The 20,805-nt window shown below is 58.3% G+C and carries 12 protein-coding genes; 8 read left to right on the plus strand and 4 right to left on the minus strand.

Translation table 11 applies throughout. From position 1 onward, the window contains the following. Positions 1–111 precede the first annotated feature (111 nt). Together HY298_27055 and HY298_27060 are read right to left on the minus strand one after the other, a co-directional pair. A complete protein-coding gene (locus HY298_27055) occupies positions 112–2,922 on the minus strand; it encodes a PSD1 domain-containing protein (protein ID MBI3853901.1) in 2,811 nt (936 codons plus the stop codon). 321 nt (positions 2,923–3,243) lie between these two features. After that, the gene (locus HY298_27060; GenBank protein MBI3853902.1) at positions 3,244–4,263 is read right to left on the minus strand and encodes a DUF3500 domain-containing protein; all 1,020 of its coding nucleotides are present in this window, start codon (positions 4,261–4,263) and stop codon (positions 3,244–3,246) included. 351 nt (positions 4,264–4,614) lie between these two features. Here HY298_27060 and HY298_27065 point away from each other — a divergent pair, with 351 nt between their 5' ends. Further along, positions 4,615–6,285 carry a hypothetical protein gene (locus HY298_27065; protein MBI3853903.1) on the plus strand — a complete coding sequence of 557 codons (1,671 nt, stop codon included), beginning with the start codon at positions 4,615–4,617 and terminating at the stop codon, positions 6,283–6,285. A 42-nt stretch (positions 6,286–6,327) separates the two neighbouring features. On the opposite strand, the gene HY298_27070 is transcribed toward HY298_27065, so the two are convergent. Continuing rightward, on the minus strand, positions 6,328–7,767 hold the full coding sequence (locus HY298_27070; protein ID MBI3853904.1) for a DUF1501 domain-containing protein: 1,440 nt from the start codon (positions 7,765–7,767) through the stop codon (positions 6,328–6,330). A 149-nt stretch (positions 7,768–7,916) separates the two neighbouring features. Here HY298_27070 and HY298_27075 point away from each other — a divergent pair, with 149 nt between their 5' ends. The 5 genes from HY298_27075 (at position 7,917) to HY298_27095 (ending at position 14,657) form a co-directional block, all read left to right on the plus strand. Continuing rightward, the gene (locus HY298_27075; GenBank protein ID MBI3853905.1) at positions 7,917–9,380 is read left to right on the plus strand and encodes a neutral/alkaline non-lysosomal ceramidase N-terminal domain-containing protein; all 1,464 of its coding nucleotides are present in this window, start codon (positions 7,917–7,919) and stop codon (positions 9,378–9,380) included. A gap of 193 nt (positions 9,381–9,573) precedes the next feature. Further along, positions 9,574–10,233 carry an ABC transporter ATP-binding protein gene (locus HY298_27080; GenBank protein MBI3853906.1) on the plus strand — a complete coding sequence of 220 codons (660 nt, stop codon included), beginning with the start codon at positions 9,574–9,576 and terminating at the stop codon, positions 10,231–10,233. After that, on the plus strand, positions 10,233–12,599 hold the full coding sequence (locus HY298_27085; GenBank protein MBI3853907.1) for an FtsX-like permease family protein: 2,367 nt from the start codon (positions 10,233–10,235) through the stop codon (positions 12,597–12,599). The genes HY298_27080 and HY298_27085 overlap by 1 nt, the downstream gene beginning before the upstream one ends. Positions 12,600–12,819: 220 nt before the next feature. Further along, a complete protein-coding gene (locus HY298_27090) occupies positions 12,820–14,046 on the plus strand; it encodes an efflux RND transporter periplasmic adaptor subunit (GenBank protein ID MBI3853908.1) in 1,227 nt (408 codons plus the stop codon). A gap of 140 nt (positions 14,047–14,186) precedes the next feature. Next, positions 14,187–14,657, plus strand: coding sequence for a hypothetical protein (locus tag HY298_27095; protein ID MBI3853909.1), 471 nt, complete (start codon positions 14,187–14,189; stop codon positions 14,655–14,657). A gap of 124 nt (positions 14,658–14,781) precedes the next feature. Here the strand turns inward: HY298_27095 and xylB are convergent, their stop codons facing one another. Beyond that, entirely contained in the window at positions 14,782–16,308 is a 1,527-nt protein-coding gene (xylB, locus tag HY298_27100; GenBank protein MBI3853910.1) for a xylulokinase, read from the minus strand. Positions 16,309–16,485: 177 nt separating this feature from the next. On the opposite strand from xylB, the gene HY298_27105 reads away from it, so the two are divergent. Then, the gene (locus HY298_27105; protein MBI3853911.1) at positions 16,486–19,416 is read left to right on the plus strand and encodes an amidohydrolase family protein; all 2,931 of its coding nucleotides are present in this window, start codon (positions 16,486–16,488) and stop codon (positions 19,414–19,416) included. Beyond that, positions 19,413–20,738, plus strand: coding sequence for an amidohydrolase family protein (locus HY298_27110; GenBank protein MBI3853912.1), 1,326 nt, complete (start codon positions 19,413–19,415; stop codon positions 20,736–20,738). The genes HY298_27105 and HY298_27110 overlap by 4 nt, the downstream gene beginning before the upstream one ends. The last annotated feature ends 67 nt before the right edge of the window (positions 20,739–20,805 follow it).

Consider the following 20,805-nt stretch of genomic DNA (forward strand, 5'->3'; position numbering starts at 1 on the left):
CTAACCGATCCAAGCCAGTTTGACGAGAAGATTTTGACGCGCCTTGCCTCCCGGTTCGATTTTGACGAAGCCATACCGCGTGATTTGTTTCTTGAAACTCAATCCGCTGTCTCAGTCCACATAAATCAGTTCGTTGGCCAACAGCAATATTTGCGCGTATTTCTGCCAGGCGTCTAGGTGCCCGGTCGATGATGATGGCGCGGCATTTTGCGATTCGGCAAATTGATGCGCGAGTTTGATTTCATCATTGGTCGGGTCGCGTTGGAAGGCGAGTTCGTACAGCAGGCGGATGCGTTGCTCCTCAGTGTGCGCCGCCTTGAAGTCGGGCCGCGCCACGAGATGTTTTGCCAGTTGCACCACAAAGGGGCTGTTCATCAGGAACAACGCTTGCTGGGGAACAGTGGTGAAAAAACGCTGCGGACTCGTGGTGTCGGGACTCGCAAAGTCAAACGTGCGATAAAGGTTTGGAAGATTTTGACGGTCGATGTAACCATAGACCGTGCGGCGCGTGCTGAACGGCTCGGTGATGAGATCGACGGAGTGCCCGCCCGCAGTAAGGTCAAGTTTCCCGGCCACGGCGAGCAAGGTATCGCGCATCGCCTCAAAGTCGAGGCGGCGACGATTCATCTTCCAGAGCAGTTGATTGCCCGGGTCAAGACTGGCGTTGCGCGGGTTGTCGTCGCTGCATTGCTGGTACGTGCTCGAAAGCACGATCCAACGATGCAGTTTTTTCAACGACCAACCTTCGTCCATGAGGCGCGCCGCGAGGTAATCGAGCAACTCCGGATGGGTCGGTGGCTCGGAACGCATCCCGAAATCGCTCGGCGTGTGCACCAGACCCGCGCCGAAATGCTCCAGCCAGATGCGATTCACGATCACGCGCGCGGTGAGCGGGTTGTCACGGCTGGCAATGGCGCGGGCCAGTTCCAAGCGGCCGCTTCCTTTTTGAAACGGCTTGCGAGCGCGGCCAGCGACGACTTCCACAAACTGGCGCGGCACTTCCGGGCCTTGATTGCCGGCATTGCCGCGAATGAAGACATGCGGTTCGGTGGGCGTCGCGTTGTCCACCAATGCCATCGCTCGCGGCGGCGCGCCGGGGTGCGTGGCTTCCAACTCGTCCAGTTTTCTGCGGAGCGCGCGCACTTTCTGGATCGACTTCACATCGAACAATCGCTCCACCTCACCGTCCGAAATCCTTGCGGGCGCATCGTCCGCGTAAAGCACCTGTCGCAACGCTTCCTGGTCGGCTTCTGGCAATGTCGTCGGAGCAGGACCCTTGGTTTGGCCCTCTGGACCAATGATCTTTTTGTTCGCTTCGCATACCTCCTGCCAGCTCTTGTCGGCCTCATCGAGTAATTTGCCGTAGCGTTCCGCCACTTCCTTCATCGAAGTCGGCGCGTTGCTGGAAAACGCTTTTGCTACGAGCGGGTTGATGTGTTTGCTCGCGTCCTCATTGGCGGCAAATCGCGCAGCCAACTCCTTGGCCCGCGCGGGGAATTCGCTTTCGGACAAATCCGCAAAGGCAAACCACGGGGCAAAAATCGGATGATGTTGCTTCCTCCAGTTTTCCAGACTGCTGACCCAATGTTGCGCCACTCCGGGGTCAAGTTTGCGTTCGCGCGCCAACCCCTCAGCCTTCGACTTGTCCGCCATGCGCGCCGTTTCCCAAGCCGTCAGCAGATAATCACCGGCGCGTTGGCGCAGTTGCGCGCGGGCGTTGGCCGCCGTGGTCGCGCGATAATCATTCAGTTCGTCATCCCGTTTTTCTCGTTCCGCCAGATATTCATTGTAAGCCGGCGGTTGCGTATTCTTTCCCAGCAACGGTTTCTCCGACGGCTCGGAGGAGCTGGCGAAAACTCCATAGAGCGAATAATAATCCTTGGTCGGAATCGGATCGAATTTGTGATCGTGGCAACGCGCGCAGGCCACCGTCAACGCCATGGTGCCGCGCATCACGACGTCGATGCGGTCGTCGATGATGTCGGGTTGGTTGTTCAGGAATCGCCGGCCCAACGTCAGAAAACCGAGCGCGGCGAGCGGACGCTTGTCTTCACCGAGGTCCAACTGATCAGCCGCAATCTGCTGAATCAGAAATTGGTCGTAGGGCAGATCTTCATTGAGCGCGCGGATAACGTAATCCCGGTAGGTGTAGGAATACGGATAGCGCCGCTCCTCGTCGCCGGCCAGGTAACCCTTGGTGTCCGCGTAGCGCGCGACATCGAGCCAGTGGCGTCCCCAACGCTCACCGTATCTGGGCGACGCCAGCAAACGATCAACCACTTTCGAATAGGCTTCGGACGATTTGTCGGCAACGAACGCTACAACTTCCTGCGGCGTCGGCGGCAGGCCCGCCAAATCAAACGTGACGCGTCGGATCAAAGTGCGTCTGTCCGCCTGGCGCGAAGGTGACATGTTTTTGGCCTCCAGCTTGGCGAGGATGAAATTATCAACCGGTGTCTGCACCCAGCGCTGGTTCTTAACGACGGGCACTGCGGGTCGCTTGACCGGCTGAAAGGCCCAATGTTGTTGATTTGAGAGTTGAGAGTTGAGAGTTGAGAGTTTGTCGGCGCGTGGATCGGGCGCGCCCATTTTCACCCAGGCTTCAAGGTCGGCGATTTTTTCGGCGGAGAGTTTCTTGTTCTTGGGCGGCATCTGCAAATCCTTGTCCGTGTATCGCACGGCCTTGATCAGCAGACTTTTCTCCGGATCGCCAGGGACAATGGACGGGCCGGTGTCGCCGCCCTTGAGCAAATTGTCGCGGGTGTCGAGCCGCAAACCGCCTTTGATTTTTTCACTCTCTGCGCTGTGGCACTTGTAGCAGTGGTCCACCAGCAACGGACGAATCTTCTTCTCGAAAAACTCGACGCCAACAGCGTCAGGCTGCGTTGCCTGCGCGCCTTCCGCCATGGACAACCACAACATGATACCGCTGAGAACTGCGAACTCGATTGACAATCGTAATCTCACTGAACACGCAAAATATTGCCGACATGCCGCCAAAAACAAACTGTTTTCGTTTTGTTTTTCGGGGAGTCTCCACAATCTCAAAATCGCGCATCGGAACCATGAACCACACAAGCCAACCTTTTGTCGCATATGCGACAAAAGGTTGGCTTGTGTGGGCCGGCCACCGTGCACAATCGTTGCGTACTCTGTTCAGCACCGTTGGGATGAGAATTGAGTTTGGCCGGTGCCGCCGACCCAGGGTCGTGCCGCTCTCAGTTCAATCGCATCATTCCAGCTTCAGGCTTGCTGACGAATGTGCACCCAGGTGTGGACGTGCGGTTCGCCGCGGAAATACCAAATCATCGCCGGGCCTTCGATCTGCCACACGTCCCACACGCCGTCGTTGCCGATGTCCTGGTTCTTGTAGAACGACATATGCAGGTTATCAAATCCGTTTGCCTCGACCAGCTTCAGCGCCTCGTCCGCGTCGGCTTTGCGGAACGGCGCGAGCACGTCAGCCATGACTTTGCGAACTTCCGCCTTCTGGTCGCGGGACAACGCGCTGAGCGGAATGCCGGGCAAACCGGCTTTCCTGCCGGTGAGCTTGACGGTGTCCGTGCCCGTCTCCTCGCGCGCGTCGCCCAGCAGCGCCATCTCCCGCTGTTTGCCGTCGAGCATTTTGAAAACTTCATTCGCGCGCAACGCCTGATACCAATAAATGTTTCCCGGATGATTCGGCTTCTCGTTGAAACCCTGCGCCGCGTGCCCGTAAAAAATCGGGCCGCCAAACGCCGCGCCTTCCACCGAATCGCCGTCGCAACGCCGCGTGACGTGACGTCCGGTCAGGACGAACTCGAACTTGCCCTTGCCCGGCTCGCCAAACAGCGCAATCGAAGAGCCGCCAAACCCTTCCCTGCCGGCGTCGTGCTCCACCTGCTGCATGACCTTCGCCGCGTATTCGGGACTGTGCAGGTCCAGGAAGATTTCGCGGATCATGGCCTGTTGATCGGCGTTGAAAAATTGAGCAACCGCCTTGTCCGTGATGTGCCAGTTGTTATCGACCTTGGAACGCAACGGATGATCGAAAGGAAAAACCACCACCTTCCGTTGCTCTTCGGTCAGGCTTTTGTACAACGTGGCGACCAATGTTTCCGCTTGCGGTTTTCTGACTACGATTGTTTGAAGGCGTTCGGCCGCCAATGCCGGGAGCGCTCCGGTGGCCGCGACCGCCAGCCCGCTCACGGTGGTTTTGAGAAATGTCCTGCGGGTGATTTCGCTGCAACAGTCGCAGCCCTCGGAGAAAAGCGGAGGTGTCATGAGGAAACTTTACCGCAAAATCGCAACGCCGCCACAACAATTTCGGACGCTCCGAATGTGGCGGCAAGATTAAGTCGGAGGATTGCGCCAATCAAAAGGTTCAACATAAAGGCGTCAAGATGCCCAAGGGCATGGAAAGCTGGAGAGCTTTTTTGCGTCTCTGTGACTTTGGCGACTTGGCGTCACGATCGCTTCTCGATTCCAAAATTGATGATTCCAAGCGAAATCAAACCTTGACGTCCACCCCGCCCGTAACAACCCTGACGGCATGAGCGCCGGCCGGAAAAAGGTCTTCGTGATATTCGCTCAAACAGGCAGTAACAACCATAGTTTTGATCTCAAGCTAGATTCATGAGTGAGAAATCAGAAATGAAGCCATTTTCTCTCAACTTTACCCCATTATTTTTCACGGTTGTAGCGGGGATCATCGTTGCACTGTTTGCCTGGTGGCTCAACAGCGAGAAATTCGATTTAAGATACACGCTTTCCGAAAAAATCCCTTTGCGCTTTGGCGGCGCGTCGGAAGAAGCAGTTCAACAAATCGAGGTGAAGAATCTAAGCAAGAGGCCGATTGAAAGAATTCAAGTAAAGTTGCCTCCTCAGTTGACGACGTACGAAGTCTCGAAGAATTCACAGGCCGATCAGTTTGAGCATTTCAAGAACGCGCAGAGCGAGGAGTTCATTTACCCGACGTTGCCACCGCAAGGTTCGTTTCGCATCGTCTTCAAGACACCTGGGGAGGGAGTTGCAAAGAGCCAAGTTCAGGTTACCCACAACAAAGGAGAGGCAACGTACGCATTGGAGACGGGAGGAAGATCAACATCTGTCTTTGCTTGGGCTGCATTGCTTGGCCCTGCCATTTGGCTCTTTTTGTCCTTCTTTTCACTCAGGTCGACACTCATCGACTCTTGGAGCTCCGACGCAGAATACCGGAGCGAGCGGGTTGTAAGACGGTCGATTCCGTTTTACATGTCCAACGAGAAGTGGGCTGAAATCCGTACCAAGGCAATTGCGAACCTTGGGAAATACCCTTATGAAAGTGTGCATGATGATATCGAGGATTTGAGTTGCTATAAATGGCTTAACCGCGAAAAGCCGAATTTCCTGTCAGGTGATGAGTGGGACGTGCTGCGGAAAGCTTCGACAGAGCGTCTTCGTGCAGCTTTTGGCAAACGCTTGGAGAGTTTTTGGTCTGGTGATGAAGTTCCAAGGTATCTTCGAATCAAGAAGCCAGTGCAATATGCTTCTGGCAAATGGGAAGAGTTGCGCGTCGAATTACAGGAGAAGTTCCTTCGCAGAAGAGCCAGCGAGGGGTACGATAACCCTGTCCTAAAGTTACAGGAAACCAAGCCCGAGGGAATAGAGCAGCCTGAATGGACCAAGAGCCAGGCAAAGCTCATTCAGCGTTTGGCCTCCCAACTATATGACGCGGCGCTACGTGAAGACTCTCCACTGAGCTACGTCAAGAAGCAAAACCTGAACGTTCTCCCTAAAGACACTGCTGACGAATTGCTGAACAAAGCATACAAGGCTGAACTGAAAAGAATTCCGGACTTGGTCGTTGACGCGAACGCGGAAAAATTCCTCGGTGACGGAAAACCAGCATGGATGTCCGATGAAGATTATTCGACATATAAACAAAAAGCTGAACGTACGTTGCGAGTTGCAAAGAAGGACGTCCTCAATGGTCTCCTTGAACGCATACTCTTTAATGTTCAGCTACCCAAGAAGGAGTTGGAAGTGCTTGACTCCGAATTGCAAGAAAAGCTAAGAAAAATGGACGAAGAGATCAGGCTCGCGAAAGAGAAGAACCGTTCCGAAGCCGAAAGAATTTCAAAGGAATCCCAGGAACTCGCAAGCGACAGAGAGAAAGTTCTGAAGCAATTGCAGATCTTGAATAACCTGTTTACGGATCCACTTTCGATTGATCGCGTTGAATCCTACGATAACCCCTTCGCGTCCGGTAATTTCGAATTATTGAGGAAAGTTTCAATGACTTTACGCGCGGCGGACAAGCGTTGAGAGTTTTCCAATATCGGTTTGCAAGGGTTCGCGTCCGAACATTTACGCCAAAAGTTCGGGGATGACTTTCGCTTCGCTCACGACGGCGTCGGTCAGACTGTCTTCCCGACCTTCGTGCGGATGCGTCAGTTTCAAATGATTCAAACCGAGCGCCTGAAGCAGCGTCGCGTGAAGATCGTAAACCCGCACCGGGTCCTGCACGGACTTGTAACCAAAATCGTCCGTGCCGCCGTGCGCGTATCCTTTCTTGAAACCACCGCCGGCCAGCCAGAGTGAAAACGCGTGGCGATTGTGGTCGCGACCGTCCTTGCCCTGGGAAATGGGCAGCCGGCCAAACTCGCCGCTCCAGAGGACGATGGTGGAATCCAGCAGGCCGCGCTGTTTCAAATCGAGCACGAGCGCGGCGCTCGGTTGATCGGTCATCAGGCAAAGGTCTTTGAGTTTTTCGGCATTTTTATCGTGCGTATCCCACGGCTGGCCGCTCAAATAAATCTGCACGAAACGCACGCCCTGTTCGACGAGCCGCCGCGCCATGAGACAACGCTTGGCGTAATTGGCGGTCGCGGAATTCGCGTGGTCGAGGCCGTAGAGTTTTCTGGTTTCAGCGGACTCCTGCGTGAGGTCCAGCGCGTCGCTGACCGAGGTTTGCATCCGGGCGGCCATTTCGTAATTGCTGATACGCGCCTGCAATTCGGAATTCTCCGGGTGATCGCGCAGATGCGACGCGTTTAGTTTCTCCAGCAGGTTGAGCTGGTTCGCCCGCGCGGGCGCCGGGATGTCTTCCGGCGTGGACAGATTAAAAATGGGCGAACCGGATGAACGGATTTGTGTGCCCTGATAAATCGCGGGCAGCCAGCCGCTCGTCCAGTTGCGAATGCCATCGACCGGCAGTCCCGCCGGGTCAGACAACACGACGTAAGCCGGCAAATCCTGTCGCTCCGTTCCCAAGCCGTAAGTGACCCACGAACCCCACGTGGGCCTGCCTCCCTGAAATTTGCCGCTGTGAATGATGCGCAGCGCGGACTCGTGATCGACGGAATCCGTGACCATCGAACGCACCAGCGTGATTTCATCGGTGATGCCAGCGACGCGCGGGAGCAGTTCGGAAAACTCCGTTCCTGCCTGGCCGTGCTTTGCAAACTTGAACGGCGACTGCAAAAGTTTGCCGGCCTGCTTGTCGAAATGAATTTCCAGGTCTTTGCCCGGATAATCCTGTCCATCGCGCTTGTTCAATTCCGGTTTGGGATCGAACAAGTCCATCTGACTCGGCCCGCCGTGCTGGAACAGGCAGATGACGGCCTTGGCCTTGGCGGGAAAATGCGGCGGCTTGGGAGCTAGCGGGTGCGCGGCCTGGATGAGTTTGGTGGCCGGAGCAGCGCGCCCTTCGAGCGCCAGCAAATGAGAAAGCGCGAGCCAGCCGAGTCCGCCGGCCGTGTAGCCGAGGAACGCGCGCCGGTTCAACTGGAACTCACGGTTTTTCATGGTGAATACTTTCACAGTTTAACCTGACGCGGCGTAGCCGCAACCAAAACCATTCTATCTTCAAGACGGGGTGGCAGCGAAGGTGCAAGCAGCGCGTCAAACAATTTTCTGTCGAAACCCAGGATTTACCACTATCTTCGGCAAGCAATATGTGCTGCAACCCTACGGTTGAACTTGTCGGTTCGAAGCTTCTGGCGAAATTCTGCGCGATCGTTTTGCTCGCTTCGGGCGTCGTTGACGCCGCCCAAAGCAGTCCAGCGACAGCCGGGAAGGCAGCCTTTCGCGCCGGTGCCGCGACCAGCAACGTCACGCCCCCGCTGGGTCTCTCCATCAACGGCGGTATGCAGAACGTCACGGCGCGCCACATCCACGACGAATTGCATGCCCGTTGCCTCGCGCTCGACGACGGTCAAACGCGGCTCGCGCTCGTCGTGGTGGATAGTTGCATGATTCCGCGTGAGATTTTCGACGCGGCCAAACAGAAGATTCAGCAACAAACCGGAATTCCTGCTGACCACATCTTGATGTCCGCCACGCACACGCACTCTGCGCCTGCCTCCACCTCGGTGTTCCAAAGTGACCCCGACGAGGCATACGAAAAATTTCTGGCGACGCGAATCGCCGACGGCGTCCGGCGCGCCGTCAACAATCTCGCGCCGGCGAAGATCGGCTGGGGCTTCGGGAAAGTGCCCGACCAGGTTTTCAATCGACGTTGGAAGATGAAACCGGGCACGGCGCTGAAGAATCCGTTTGGTGGAATCGATCAGGTGAAGATGAATCCCGGCGTCGGCGATCTCAACCTGCTCGAACCCGCCGGACCGACGGATCCCGAACTCTCGATTGTTTCAGTCCAGTCGGCGGACGGGCATCCGCTGGCGTTGCTGGCGAATTATTCGTTGCACTATTGCGGCGGAGTTGGCGCGGGACACATCTCGGCGGATTACTACGGCATGTTCGCCGACCGCGTGCAGCAATTGCTCGGCGCGGACCGGCAGGACCCGCCGTTCGTCGCGATGATGTCCAATGGCACGAGCGGCAACATCAACAACATCAATTTTCGTGGCGGACAACCCAAACAACCGTCTTACGGCCAGATGCGGCTGGTGGCCAAGGAGGTCGCCGATGAAGCAGGGCGCGTTTACAAAACAATACAGCATCAAGGTTGGGTGCCGCTCGGCGCGGTCCAAAAAGAAATCCAGCTCGGCGTCCGCCTGCCGTCCACAGACGAGGTGGAGCGCGCCAGACAAATCATGGCCGAGTCCAAGACACCCGTAATGCAGACGCTGGAACAAATTTATGCACGTGAAACGGTGCTGATAAGTTCCTATCCGCCGCAAGTGCCAGTGATTCTTCAAGTGTTGCGCATCGGCGATTTGCGCATCGCGGCCATCCCGTGTGAGGTGTTTGTCGAAATCGGGCTTGAACTGAAACAGAAGAATCCGCCGATGTTCACCATCGAATTGGCCAACGGTTACCACGGTTATTTGCCCACGGTGGAGCATCACAAGTTGGGCGGCTACGAAACCTGGCGGGCGCGCTCGAGTTATTTGGAGCTCGAAGCCGCGCCGAAGATTGTGGACACGATGACGGAATTGTTCGGACGGTTGAAGTAACGACACGCGTCCTTGTTTGTCCGTCACCGCACAATTTTGACCCGCCACGACTGTCACCCGCAAGCTTGCTGCTTCCGCGCGCAACTGCTATCAACACCACCTCTTGACGACGGAAATTGTCAATCCCAGGTCCTCAGTCACCGGCACCGGACGAAAAGTCTTTCACGTTCGCGGCCTGACGAAGGTTTATGGCATGGGCGAGGCGGAGGTGCATGCGCTGGCGGGCGTGGACCTGGATCTTTACGAAGGCGAACTCGTCGTGCTGCTCGGCCCGTCGGGCAGCGGCAAAACGACGTTGCTGAACAATCTCGGCGGATTGGACCTCCCGACCGCCGGCGAATTGCGCTATCACGATTTCGACCTCACAACCGCCGACGAAACAGCGCTCACGCGTTTCCGCCGAGACTCGGTGGGTTTCATCTTCCAGTTTTACAATTTGATTCCCAGCCTCACGGCGCGCGAGAACGTGGCGCTCATCACTGAAATCGCGCGTGATCCGATGCCACCGGAAGACGCCTTGAACATGGTGAACCTCGGCGCACGGCTTGATCATTTTCCCGCGCAACTTTCCGGCGGCGAACAGCAGCGCGTAGCCATCGCCCGGGCCATCGCCAAGCGCCCGGAAGTTTTGCTCTGCGACGAACCGACCGGCGCACTCGATGTGCGCACGGGCATCGTCGTGCTGGAAGCCATCGAGCGCGTGAATCGCGAACTGGGCACGCTGACTGTCGTCATCACGCACAACGCCGTCATGGCCGACATGGCCGACCGCGTGATCAATTTATCAGATGGCCGCGTGCTCAACGAGCGTCGCAATTCCAAACGCGCCGCCCCAAGCACCTTGAACTGGTGATGATCTCCAACCTCGATCGCAAACTGCTGCGCGACCTGAACCGAATGAAAGGCCAGGTGGTCGCGGTTGCGCTGGTCATGGCGTGCGGACTGGCCATGCTTATCATGGCGCGCAGCCTGATTTATTCGCTGGAAAGCACGCGGCAGGAATATTACGAGGCGCATCGGTTCGCGGAAGTGTTCGTGCACTTGAAACGCGCGCCCAACGCGCTGGCCGCGCGCCTTGCGGAAGTGCCCGGCGTCGGCACCGCCCAGGCCGGCATCTCCGTGCAGGTCACCCTCGATCTGGAGGGCCTTGATGAACCGGCCAGCGGCCAGGTGCGTTCGCTGCCGGATTTCGGCACGCCGGAATTGAACCGGCTGTTCCTGCGCAAGGGAAGCTGGCTCCCACCGGGCAGCCGCGGCGAAGTGCTCGTGAGCGAGGCGTTCGCGGAGGCCAACCAATTGCATCCGGGCGACAAGCTGGCGATGTTGTTGAACGGACGGCGAAAAGAATTCCGCATCGCCGGGATTGTGCTTTCGCCGGAAATCGTTTTTGAAGCGCGTCCCGGCGCGGCGTTGCCGGACAACCGCACCTACGGCACGTTCTGGATGCCGTATAAGGAAATCGCCACCGCGTTCGACCTTTACGGCGCTTTCAATTATCTCACGCTCAAGCTTGCGCCCGGCGCCCTGCCGCGCCCGGTGATCGCCGAAGTGGATCGCCTGCTTGAACCCTACGGCGGGCGTGGGGCGTACAGCCGGGCCGATCATCCGTCGCACATCCGCGTCTCGGACGAGATCCGCATCTTGCAAACACTGTCCATTGGATTCCCGCTCGTGTTTCTGAGTGTGGCGGCGTTCATGACCAATGCGGTGTTGTCGCGGTTGCTGACCTTGCAGCGCGAACAGATAGCCATCCTCAAGGCGTTTGGTTTTGCGAACCGGCAAATCGTCCTGCACTACCTCAAGTTTGCGTTCGTGATGGTGGCGGGCGGCGCGGCGATTGGCACGCTGGCCGGGGTGGCGCTGGGCCATCGGCTCGTGGCGATGTATCACATGTTTTTTCGCTTCCCGGATTTGTATTTCCGGTTCGACCGCTCGGCGGTGGTGCTGGCGCTCGCCGTGGGCGCAGGCGCCGCGTTGCTGGGCGTGTTCAGTGCGGTGCGGCGCGCGGCCAAACTCCCGCCCGCGGAAGCCATGCGGCCCGAACCGCCGGCAACTTTCCGCCCGGCGCTGGTCGAGCGAACGGGCATCGGTCACTTGTTCTCCCTATCGTTCCGCATCGCTGTGCGGAACCTGGAGCGGCGTCCGGCGCAGGCGTTGTTCACCGTGGCCGGATTGACACTGGCCACGGGCATTTTGATCGTGCCGAATTGCTTTCGCGACAGCGTGGCGGAGATCCTCGGTTTCCAATGGGACGTGATCGAACGGCAGGACATGGACCTGGGCTTGTTCGAGCCGGCCGGCGTGCAGGTGCGCGACCTGCTCCGGCAACTGCCCGGCGTCCTCACCGTCGAGCCGTTCCGCGGCGCGGCGGCGCGGATTCGCTTCGGGCATCGCAGCCGGCAGATCGGCATTCGCGGGTTGCCGTCCGACACCGCGCACAGTCGCGTGATTGACGCGCATTATCACGAGATCGTGGTGCCGCCGGAAGGACTCATCGTTTCCGCCAAGCTCGCCGAGGTGCTGGATGCGCGGGTCGGCGACGAACTCACGGTGGAATTCCTGGAAGGCCGCCGGCGCGTGCGGACCGTGCCGCTGCTGGGCGTGTCCGAGGACCTCACCGGGATCGGGGCGCACATGGACCTGCGGGCGTTGAACCGCTTGCTGGGCGAGGGTGACGTGATGAACGGCGCGAGCTTCACCATTGACATGGCGCGGCGCGCGGAGTTTTTGCACGCGTTGAAAGAGATTCCGCGCATCAGTTGGGTGGGCATCAAGGAAACGTTGCGCGAGAATTTCCGCCGGACCACGGCGGCCAGCATCAACCTCATCCAAAGCATCTATCTTACGTTTGCGGTCGTCGTCGCGTTCGGAGTGGTGTACAACAACGCCCGCATCTCGCTGGCCGAGCGGGCGCGGGAACTGGCCACATTGCGGGTGATCGGATTCTCCGAACGCGAAGTGGGCGCGGTGCTGATCACGGAACTGGCCATCCTCGCCTTGATCGCGTTGCCGTTGGGGCTGCTGCTGGGCACGGGTTTCGCCAAAGGCATCGTCAGTGCGGTGAACACGGAGACGGTGCGGTTGCCGGTGATTTTCACGCTGCACAACTACGCCTTCGCCACAATGATCGTGGCGCTGGCCTCGGCCATTTCGGCGCTGTTGGTTTTGCGGCGTTTGAAGCAACTCAATCTGATCAGCGCGTTGAAAGCGCCTGAATGAAGAAAGCAAACGGATCAATCATGGGTGACCGCCACGATTTTGGAATTGCGCATTGGAGCCACAGACCCAATTGGGCTAATGTTGTCGCGCCAGCGTCTTGGACTGCGCCAGTCCTCTGGCGCTTTCAATTGGAGGATCCGCGTTTCAAAAGCGCCAGAGGACCGGCGCAGACCAAAACCTTGCGGTAGTTCGGATGGTTCACGGAAGTCCAGCATTGCTCATGACCTCAACCCCATCTCCAAGTCCCGCTCCGACAGCGGCCCGGCGCAACCACCGCCGCCCGAAACGCTGGTTGCCCTGGCTGGGCGCGGCGCTGCTGCTGGCGCTGATCGTCATCGGCTTCTTGCCGCGGCCGCTTCCCGTGGAAACGGCGCGCGTCACACAAGGCGCCCTGCGCGCCACCGTGAATGAGGAAGGCAAGACCCGCATCAAGCAACGTTATGTCGTGTCCGCGCCGGTCACGGGTCATCTGCGGCGGATTCCCTTCAAGGCTGGTGCGGAAATCGAAGCGGGCAAGACCGTGCTGGCCGTGATTGATCCCGTTGCACCGGCGATGCTGGACGCGCGCAATCGCGCGCTGGCCGAGGCGCGGCGCGACACCGCGGCGGCGAACCTCGACCGCGCGCGTGAAGCACAGCGGTTCGCCGCGAATGAATTGCGCCGCATTGAGAAACTATTTGCGGACAAATCCGTTTCACAGCAGGACCTGGAGAACGCACAATGGCGCGAGACATCCGCAGCGAAGGATTTGACGGTCGCCGAAAGCGCGTTGCGCCAGGCTGAGACCGAATTGAGAGAGTTCCCGTCCGGCGAAGGTGCGACGACGAATTGGGTTCGCGCGCCGGTGGAGGTCACGTCGCCGACGAGCGGGAGAGTGTTGCACGTGTTCGAGGAGAGCACACGGGTGGTCGCGGCGGGAACGCCGCTGGTGGATGTTGGCGATCCGGCGGATCTGGAAGCGATCATTGAAGTTCTTTCCCGTGATGGGGCCGCGATTGGGCCGGGCGCAAAGGTGGAGCTGGAACAATGGGGAGGGGGGCAACCGTTGGAGGCGCGTGTAAGGTTGGTTGAACCGGCCGCGTTCCTGAAAATCTCGGCGCTAGGCGTCGAAGAACAACGCGTAAACGTGGTGGTGGATTTCGTCACACCGTACGAACAGCGGCGCAATCTGGGCGACAACTTTCGGGTGGAGGCGCGCATTGTGGTATGGGAAACCGACCGCGCGCTTAAAGCCCCCGCGGGGGCGCTGTTCCGGCGCGGGCAGAACTGGGCGGCGTTTGTGCTGGCCGGTGGCCGGGCGGAGTTACGCCGCGTGCAGGTGGGGCGCACCAGCGGCAGCGAGATGCAAATCCTCGATGGCTTGAAGGAGGGCGAGGAAGTCATTCTCTACCCTGGCGACCGCGTCCACGAACGGCAACGCGTGAGACCAATCCAGGTTGCGCAGTAGCGTCTGGAGCGCAAGCCATCCCCGCTCGTAGCGGCTTGAATGCGGGGAACTCATGAGGTTGCATCAAGTCGCGGAACGCTGCGGACGGGGACCGCCCCTACACGCCCGCAAGCCTGCTGCTCATCGCCGGCAGCAACGCGTTGCCCAGCCTGGCGTTCACGGCGGCGGCCGGCGACACGCCGACGGTGTGCGTGCCGTTCCAGTTGCTCGCCACGGCGGCGGACGCGGATGGCGTGGTCACCAACCTGGCCATGCTGCTAGACGGCGCCGCCATCGCCAGCGGAAACCCCGAAAGCTTTCGGGGCTGTCACCCACGGTGGAGCTGGACTTTCCGGGCGCATACATGTTCACCGCGCACGCGGATGACAACGCAGGCGGCGTATCCGTTGCACTGGATCATCTCCGGCGGCTTCCGGACGAACCGCGTGTTCAAGCTCTGCATGGCGGGTGAGACGAGCCGCAGCTACCAAGTCCTCGCCAGCATGAACCTGGCCGCGACCAACTGGCTTCCCATCGGCGTGATCGAATCCACGAATGGAATCTGGAGATTTCTGGATACTGGAGCGAGCAATCAGCCGTTGCGCTTTTATCGCGCGGAGCAATTACCGTAGGACAGCGCATCCTTGCCTGTCTCCCTTTTCCTGCCATCAATTTTCCTGTCATAGCTTTGTGCGCGTCTCGCCTGTCTCTGTTTTTGAATGAGGTGTGAGACAGGCTGGAAGCACTGTCCTACGTTTAATCCAGCACAAATTTCCGATGCTTCGCAAAGACGCCCCGCAGCGACTTCGACAATTCATCCTGGATTTCCTGCAGCTCGCGATACACCGCCACGTTCTTCTTGTTCGGTTGTGCCGTTTCCGTCGGGTTGAGTTGCACGAACTGGTCGGTGATTTCTTGAATCGAGATTTTTGCGCCCTGCTGGCGTCGCCAACACCAGAGCGCCTGCAATGCCGCGCCATAAGCCGCGCCTTCACTCACTTTCAACGTCACGACTTCCGCATCAAAAATATCCGCCATGATTTGTCGCCACGTTTTGGACTGCGCGCCGCCGCCGGTGGCGCGAATTTGCGTTGGCTTCACCCCAAGTTCCGCGAGCCGGCGCAGACCGTAATTCATTCCCAGCGTCACTCCTTCCATCGCCGCGCGCGCGAAATTCTCCGGGCTCCAGCTTTTTTGATTTACTCCCAGCAAAACGCCCGTTCCATCCGGGACATTCGGCGTGCGTTCCCCTTCCAGATACGGCAACAGCATCAGGCCGCCGGCGCCAATGGGCACGCGGTCAATCGCGGCGGAGAATTTTTCGTGCGTCCAGCCGATGTAATTACGCATCAGTTCCGTGGCGACGGTGACGTTCATCGTGCAGAGCAACGGCAGCCAGCGATTGGTCGAATCACAGAACGCGCCGACCTCGCCTTGCGGATCGATGACCGGTTTTTCCGCGCAGGCGTAAATCGTCCCGCTCGTGCCGAAGCTGGCGGTGATAACGCCCTCGCGTGTGTTGCCGGTGCCGATGGCCCCCATCATGTTGTCACCGCCACCGGCGCTGACCAGCACATCCGGATTCAAATCGAGTTGTCTCGCGGTTGACGCCTGCAATCGCCCGGCGGGTTGATCGCTGGAAATAAGAAATGGCAGTTTGCCGGCGAGTTCGCGATCGATCGCGTCGAGGACGGCGCCCGACCATTTGCGTTTGCGCACGTCAAGCAATGCCGTGCCGCTGGCGTCGCCGTATTCCATTACCTTCTCGCCGGTGAGCCAGAAATTCAGATAGTCATGTGGCAACAGGACGGTGGCGAGTTGCCGATAATTTTTCGGCTCATTGTTTTTTAGCCAGAGAATTTTCGGCGCGGTGTAACCCGGTAACATTGCATTGCCCAAGGCTTTGATTGTTTTCTTAAGTCCGCCCAACTTCTCCGTGATTTCTTCGCACTCCGCGGCGGTGGAAGTGTCGCACCAAAGTTTGGCCGGACGGATGACTTCACCGCTTTTGTCGAGGGGAACAAACCCATGCTGCTGGCCGCTCACGCCGATGGCCTTGACTTCGACGGCGATGGCCTTGGCCTGTCGCATCGCGGAGCGAATGGCACTGCCAGTGGCGTCACGCCAGGTGTGCGGGTGTTGTTCCTTGGCGCCGGGCGGCAGGTCGGGAATCAAATCATAAGCCTGCGCGGCGGACGCCAGCACTTTGCCGTCCCGTGAATCCACCACCAAAACCTTGGTCGATTGCGTGCCGCTGTCGATGCCGAGAATGAGTGCTCGCATGACAGAATGATTAACCGCGAAAGACGCGGAAGGCACGAAAAACTTTCCAGCAGAGCGCCGCCACCGCGTTCGGAATTCCGTCCTCCAGGCGGTTTTACACTCGGGCCGCGTGAACGCGTTACTTCAAACCTCCCGCTTGTATTCAACCCGTCGAGTTTGCATACTCAGTTGCAGTTAATGATCACGAACGACAAGTCATTCAGTCGCTGGACGCTGCTATTTCTTCTTTTCATTCTTCACTGTTTCTCTTTAGTCGTTCCGTTGCGTGGCGTTGAACTGCTGCCGCCGGGGTTTCGTCCGCTGCCGCTTGGTGTTCATGCGTTGGTCGGCGGCAAAGTTGTGGTTAAGCCGGGTGAGGTTTTCGATCCGGCCACGATCGTCATTCGCGACGGCTTGATTCAAGGGGTGGGCAAAGATGTGGTCGCGCCGCCGGACGCGCGGATTTGGGACATGAAAGGGCTGACGATTTACGCGGGCTTCATTGATCCTTACTTGATGCCGACGGCAACCAATCCGCCGGTCTCGACCAGCAAGACCGAGCCAATTGGTCTGACTTCCGGCATTAAATTCTTTGGCGTGCCGGGCCAGGAAACCGATCCGGGCAGCCGCGGTCCGGGATCACAAATCTCCACGCTCACGCCTGAACGTCGCGTCGCGCAAAGCTATTCGTCCGACGCCAAGACACTTGAGTCGATGCGCGAACTTGGCTTCACCACCGCGAACGTTGTGCCGGCAAAAGGAATTCTGCGCGGCACCAGCGCGTTCGTGGCGCTCTCGGACACCGAACCGAATCGCGCCATCATGAAGCCGGATGTCTTCCAGCACATCGCCTTCGACACTGATGACCGCAAGGAGGGCGAGTATCCCGAATCGTTCATGGGCGTCGTCGCGGCGGTGCGGCAAAGTTTTTTCGACACGCAACATTACATCCTCGATCACGCCGATTATCTGAAAAAGCCGGAGGGTCGCAAGCGTCCTGAGTTCAATCCCGCGCTGGAAGCGTTGACACCGGCCAGCGAAAAGAAAATGCGCGTGGCGTTCGAGCCGGGCAGCGTGTTGATGGCCGACCGCGCGGCGCGGGTCGCGGGCGAATTGAATCTGGATTTTGTCCTGGTCTCAAACGGACAGGAATGGCGTCGGCCTGATCTGGCCAAGCGCACGGGCGCGCCGTTCATCGTGCCGGTGAATTTTCCCGAGTTGCCGAAACTGCCGGACGAGGACGATTGGGAACAGGTTTCGCTGGACGAATTTCGCGCGTGGGATTGGGCCGCGGAAAATCCCGCGCTGCTACGGCAGCAGGGATTGGATGTGGCGCTGACGACTTACGGCCTCAAGGAGAAAAAAGATTTCCGAAAGAATCTGCGACTGGCGTTGGATCGCGGGTTATCCGAAGCGGACGCGCTGGCGGCGTTGACGACCATTCCCGCAAAACTGTGCGGATTGGAAAAACTGCTGGGCACAGTGGAAACCAACAAGCTGGCGAATCTGACTGTAGTGGACGGGAAGGGTTATTTTGATCCCGAATCGAAAGTCCGCGAGGTGTGGATTGACGGGCGCAACTACCACGCGCAAGCGACCAAAGAAGGCGAGAAGGAAGCGAAGAAGGAGGATGCGACGGAAAAAGACAAAGAAGCCAAGGCCAAGGCCGAGAAGGAAAAGAAAGTAACCGAGTTGAAGGAGCTTCAGAAGAAGCGCGTGGCACGCTCGCCTCTTGAGGGGCGTGGGTCGATTACGAATCCACCGGCAGTCACAATTCATAACGCGACAATCTGGACGTGTGGAATGCAAGGGCGTTTGGAGAACGAAGATGTCACGATGAAGGGCGATAGGATTGTGGCCATTGGGAAAGAGCGAATTAGGATGATCTCCGACATCGTTCCATCACTGCTGGAGATGGACGGTCGCGGTCTTCACATCACCCCCGGCCTGATCGACTGCCACAACCACAGCATGATTCTTGGCAACGTGAATGAAGCTACCATCCCGTCTTCGGCCATGGTGCGAATCGGCGATGTCATCAATTCGGAGACGGACAACATTCACTGGCAATTGGCTGGTGGGGTAACAGTGGCGAATGAGCTGCACGGTTCGGCTAATCCCATCGGCGGACAAAACCAGGTCATCAAACTGCGCGACGGCGCCAGCCCGGAAGGGCTGAAGTTTGAAGGCGCGCCGCCCGGAATCAAGTTCGCCCTCGGCGAAAACGTCAAGCAATCCAACTGGGGCGACAAGAACATCACGCGCTTTCCGCAAACGCGCATGGGCGTGCCGACGTTCATGGCCAATCGTTTCATTGCCGCGCAACAGTACCTCAAGGAGATGGACAACAAGAATGGCAGTGTTCCACCGCGCCGCGACCTCGAACTCGAAGCCATTGGCGAAATCATTCAGGGGAAGCGTTGGATTCATTGCCACTCGTATCGGCAGGATGAAATCCTCGCGTTCTTGCGGACGATGGAAAGTTTCAATGTCAAGGTCGGCACGCTCCAACACGTCCTTGAAGGCTACAAGGTCGCCGATGAAATCGCGAAACACGGCGCGGGCGCATCCACGTTCTCCGATTGGTGGGCTTACAAGTTCGAGGTCTATGACGCCATTCCTTACAACGGCAGCCTGATGCGTGATCGTGGCGTGCTGGTGTCCTTCAACTCCGATTCCTCCGACCTCGCGCGCCGACTGAACACCGAAGCGGCCAAGGCTGTGAAATACGGCGACACACCGGAGGAGGAGGCGCTCAAGTTCGTAACGATCAACCCCGCGAAACAACTCCATATCGATCAACGCGTCGGTTCACTTGAACCGGGCAAGGACGCGGACTTCGTGGTCTGGTCCGGTCCGCCGCTAGATTCACGCAGCGTGGTCTTGCAGACGTGGATTGATGGGAAAAAATATTTCGATCGCGCGCTTGATGCGCAACGAACGGCGGCGCTTGAAAAAGAGCGGACTGACTTGCTGGCGAAGGCGAAGAAGTTGGCGAAGCTTTCCGGCGGTGGTGGAATTGGCGGCGGCGACGGGGACAAAGGCGATGATTCATTTTTCCGCGTTGCGATTGAGCACAAGTACGATGGGAAGGAGCGGCATTGCCTCGATGAAGGAGGCAGCCGATGAAGTTTTCGATTTACGATTTACGATTTGCGATTTGCGGCGTGGTGGGCGCGGGTCTGTTGAGCGCCACGTCGCTTCAGGCGGAAGCTTTGCTTCTGAGCAACGCCGTCGTTCATACCGTCACGGGCAAGACACTTTCGCCCGGTCAGGTTCTCGTCAAGGATGGCAAGATTGATGCGGTCGGCGCGTCGCTGGTAGTTGGCGGCGTCAAGGTTGTGGACTTGAATGGCCAGCATCTTTATCCCGGTCTGATCGCGTTGAACACCTCACTGGGTTTGGTCGAAATCGGCGCGGTTCGCGCGACGCGGGACACGACGGAAGTCGGTGAGTTCACACCGGATGTTCAGTCATGGACTGCCATCAATCCGGATTCGGAGTTGATTCCGGTGGCGCGGTTCAACGGCGTCGCTTACGCGCAGCCGGTGCCGCAGGGCGGCATAGTTGCCGGACAATCCGGTCTGGTGGTTTTGGAGGGCTGGACTTGGGAGCAGATGACAATCAAGAGGCCCGTGGCGTTGCATCTGTTCTGGCCGCAGATGGAACTGGACACGCGTCCCAAGGAGGAATGGGAGGACAAATCAAAATGGAAATCCGTTGAGGAGCAGGGGAAGGAGCGACAGAAGAAATTGAAAGGGCTGGACGATTTCTTTGCCGAAGCGCGCGCTTATGAGAAGGCCCGTCAGGCCGCCGGCAAGAATGGCGTCGTTGATCCGGGCTTGAGTCCGTCCTGGGAAGCGATGCGGCCCTACGTTCGCGGCGAACTGCCGTTGATGGTCCACGCGGATGAGATTCGCCAGATCAGAACGGCCGTTCTTTGGGCGCAGACCAACCAATACAAAATGATTCTGGCCGGCGGACGCGACTCTTGGAAAGCGGCGGACCTGCTGGCGACCAACAAAGTTCCTGTCGTTTACGATCAGGTGTTCGGCCTGCCACCGCGGGACACAGATGCTTACGACATTCAATTCAGGACACCGGAAATTCTGCACAAGGCCGGGGTGAAAGTCGTGTTCAGCGTTGGGCCGGGCGATGCGTCATTGGTTAAGAACATTCCTTACGCTGCGGCGCAGGCTGTCGCGTTTGGGCTGCCGGAGCTTGAGGCGCTCAAAGGCATGACGCTTTATCCCGCGCAGTTGCTAGGGGTCGCGGACCGGCTCGGCTCGATTGAGGTCGGCAAGGAGGCGACGCTGTTTGTGGCCGACGGAAACATTCTGGACATCCGCTCCAACGTGAAGCGGATGTGGATTACCGGCAAGGAAATCAGTTTGGAAAATCGACACACACGGCTCTACGAGAAATACCGCAACCGGCCATTGCCCAAATGATTTTCAGCAGGCGGTGATCGGTTTTCGTCTTGTCTCGTCTTCGCTTAAAATTTTTGTTTGACCCGAT

It is taken from the genome of Verrucomicrobiota bacterium, from assembly GCA_016200005.1.
Classification (GTDB): Bacteria; Verrucomicrobiota; Verrucomicrobiia; order Limisphaerales; family PALSA-1396; genus PALSA-1396.

Coding starts and splice junctions, on each gene's coding strand:
- HY298_27055 (MBI3853901.1), bottom strand. CDS start 2,922: ATGTTGTGGTTGTCCATGGCGGAAGGCGCGCAGGCAACGCAGCCTGAC.
- HY298_27060 (MBI3853902.1), bottom strand. CDS start 4,263: ATGACACCTCCGCTTTTCTCCGAGGGCTGCGACTGTTGCAGCGAAATC.
- HY298_27065 (MBI3853903.1), top strand. CDS start 4,615: ATGAGTGAGAAATCAGAAATGAAGCCATTTTCTCTCAACTTTACCCCA.
- HY298_27070 (MBI3853904.1), bottom strand. CDS start 7,767: ATGAAAAACCGTGAGTTCCAGTTGAACCGGCGCGCGTTCCTCGGCTAC.
- HY298_27075 (MBI3853905.1), top strand. CDS start 7,917: ATGTGCTGCAACCCTACGGTTGAACTTGTCGGTTCGAAGCTTCTGGCG.
- HY298_27080 (MBI3853906.1), top strand. CDS start 9,574: ATGGGCGAGGCGGAGGTGCATGCGCTGGCGGGCGTGGACCTGGATCTT.
- HY298_27085 (MBI3853907.1), top strand. CDS start 10,233: ATGATCTCCAACCTCGATCGCAAACTGCTGCGCGACCTGAACCGAATG.
- HY298_27090 (MBI3853908.1), top strand. CDS start 12,820: ATGACCTCAACCCCATCTCCAAGTCCCGCTCCGACAGCGGCCCGGCGC.
- xylB (MBI3853910.1), bottom strand. CDS start 16,308: ATGCGAGCACTCATTCTCGGCATCGACAGCGGCACGCAATCGACCAAG.
- HY298_27105 (MBI3853911.1), top strand. CDS start 16,486: ATGATCACGAACGACAAGTCATTCAGTCGCTGGACGCTGCTATTTCTT.
- HY298_27110 (MBI3853912.1), top strand. CDS start 19,413: ATGAAGTTTTCGATTTACGATTTACGATTTGCGATTTGCGGCGTGGTG.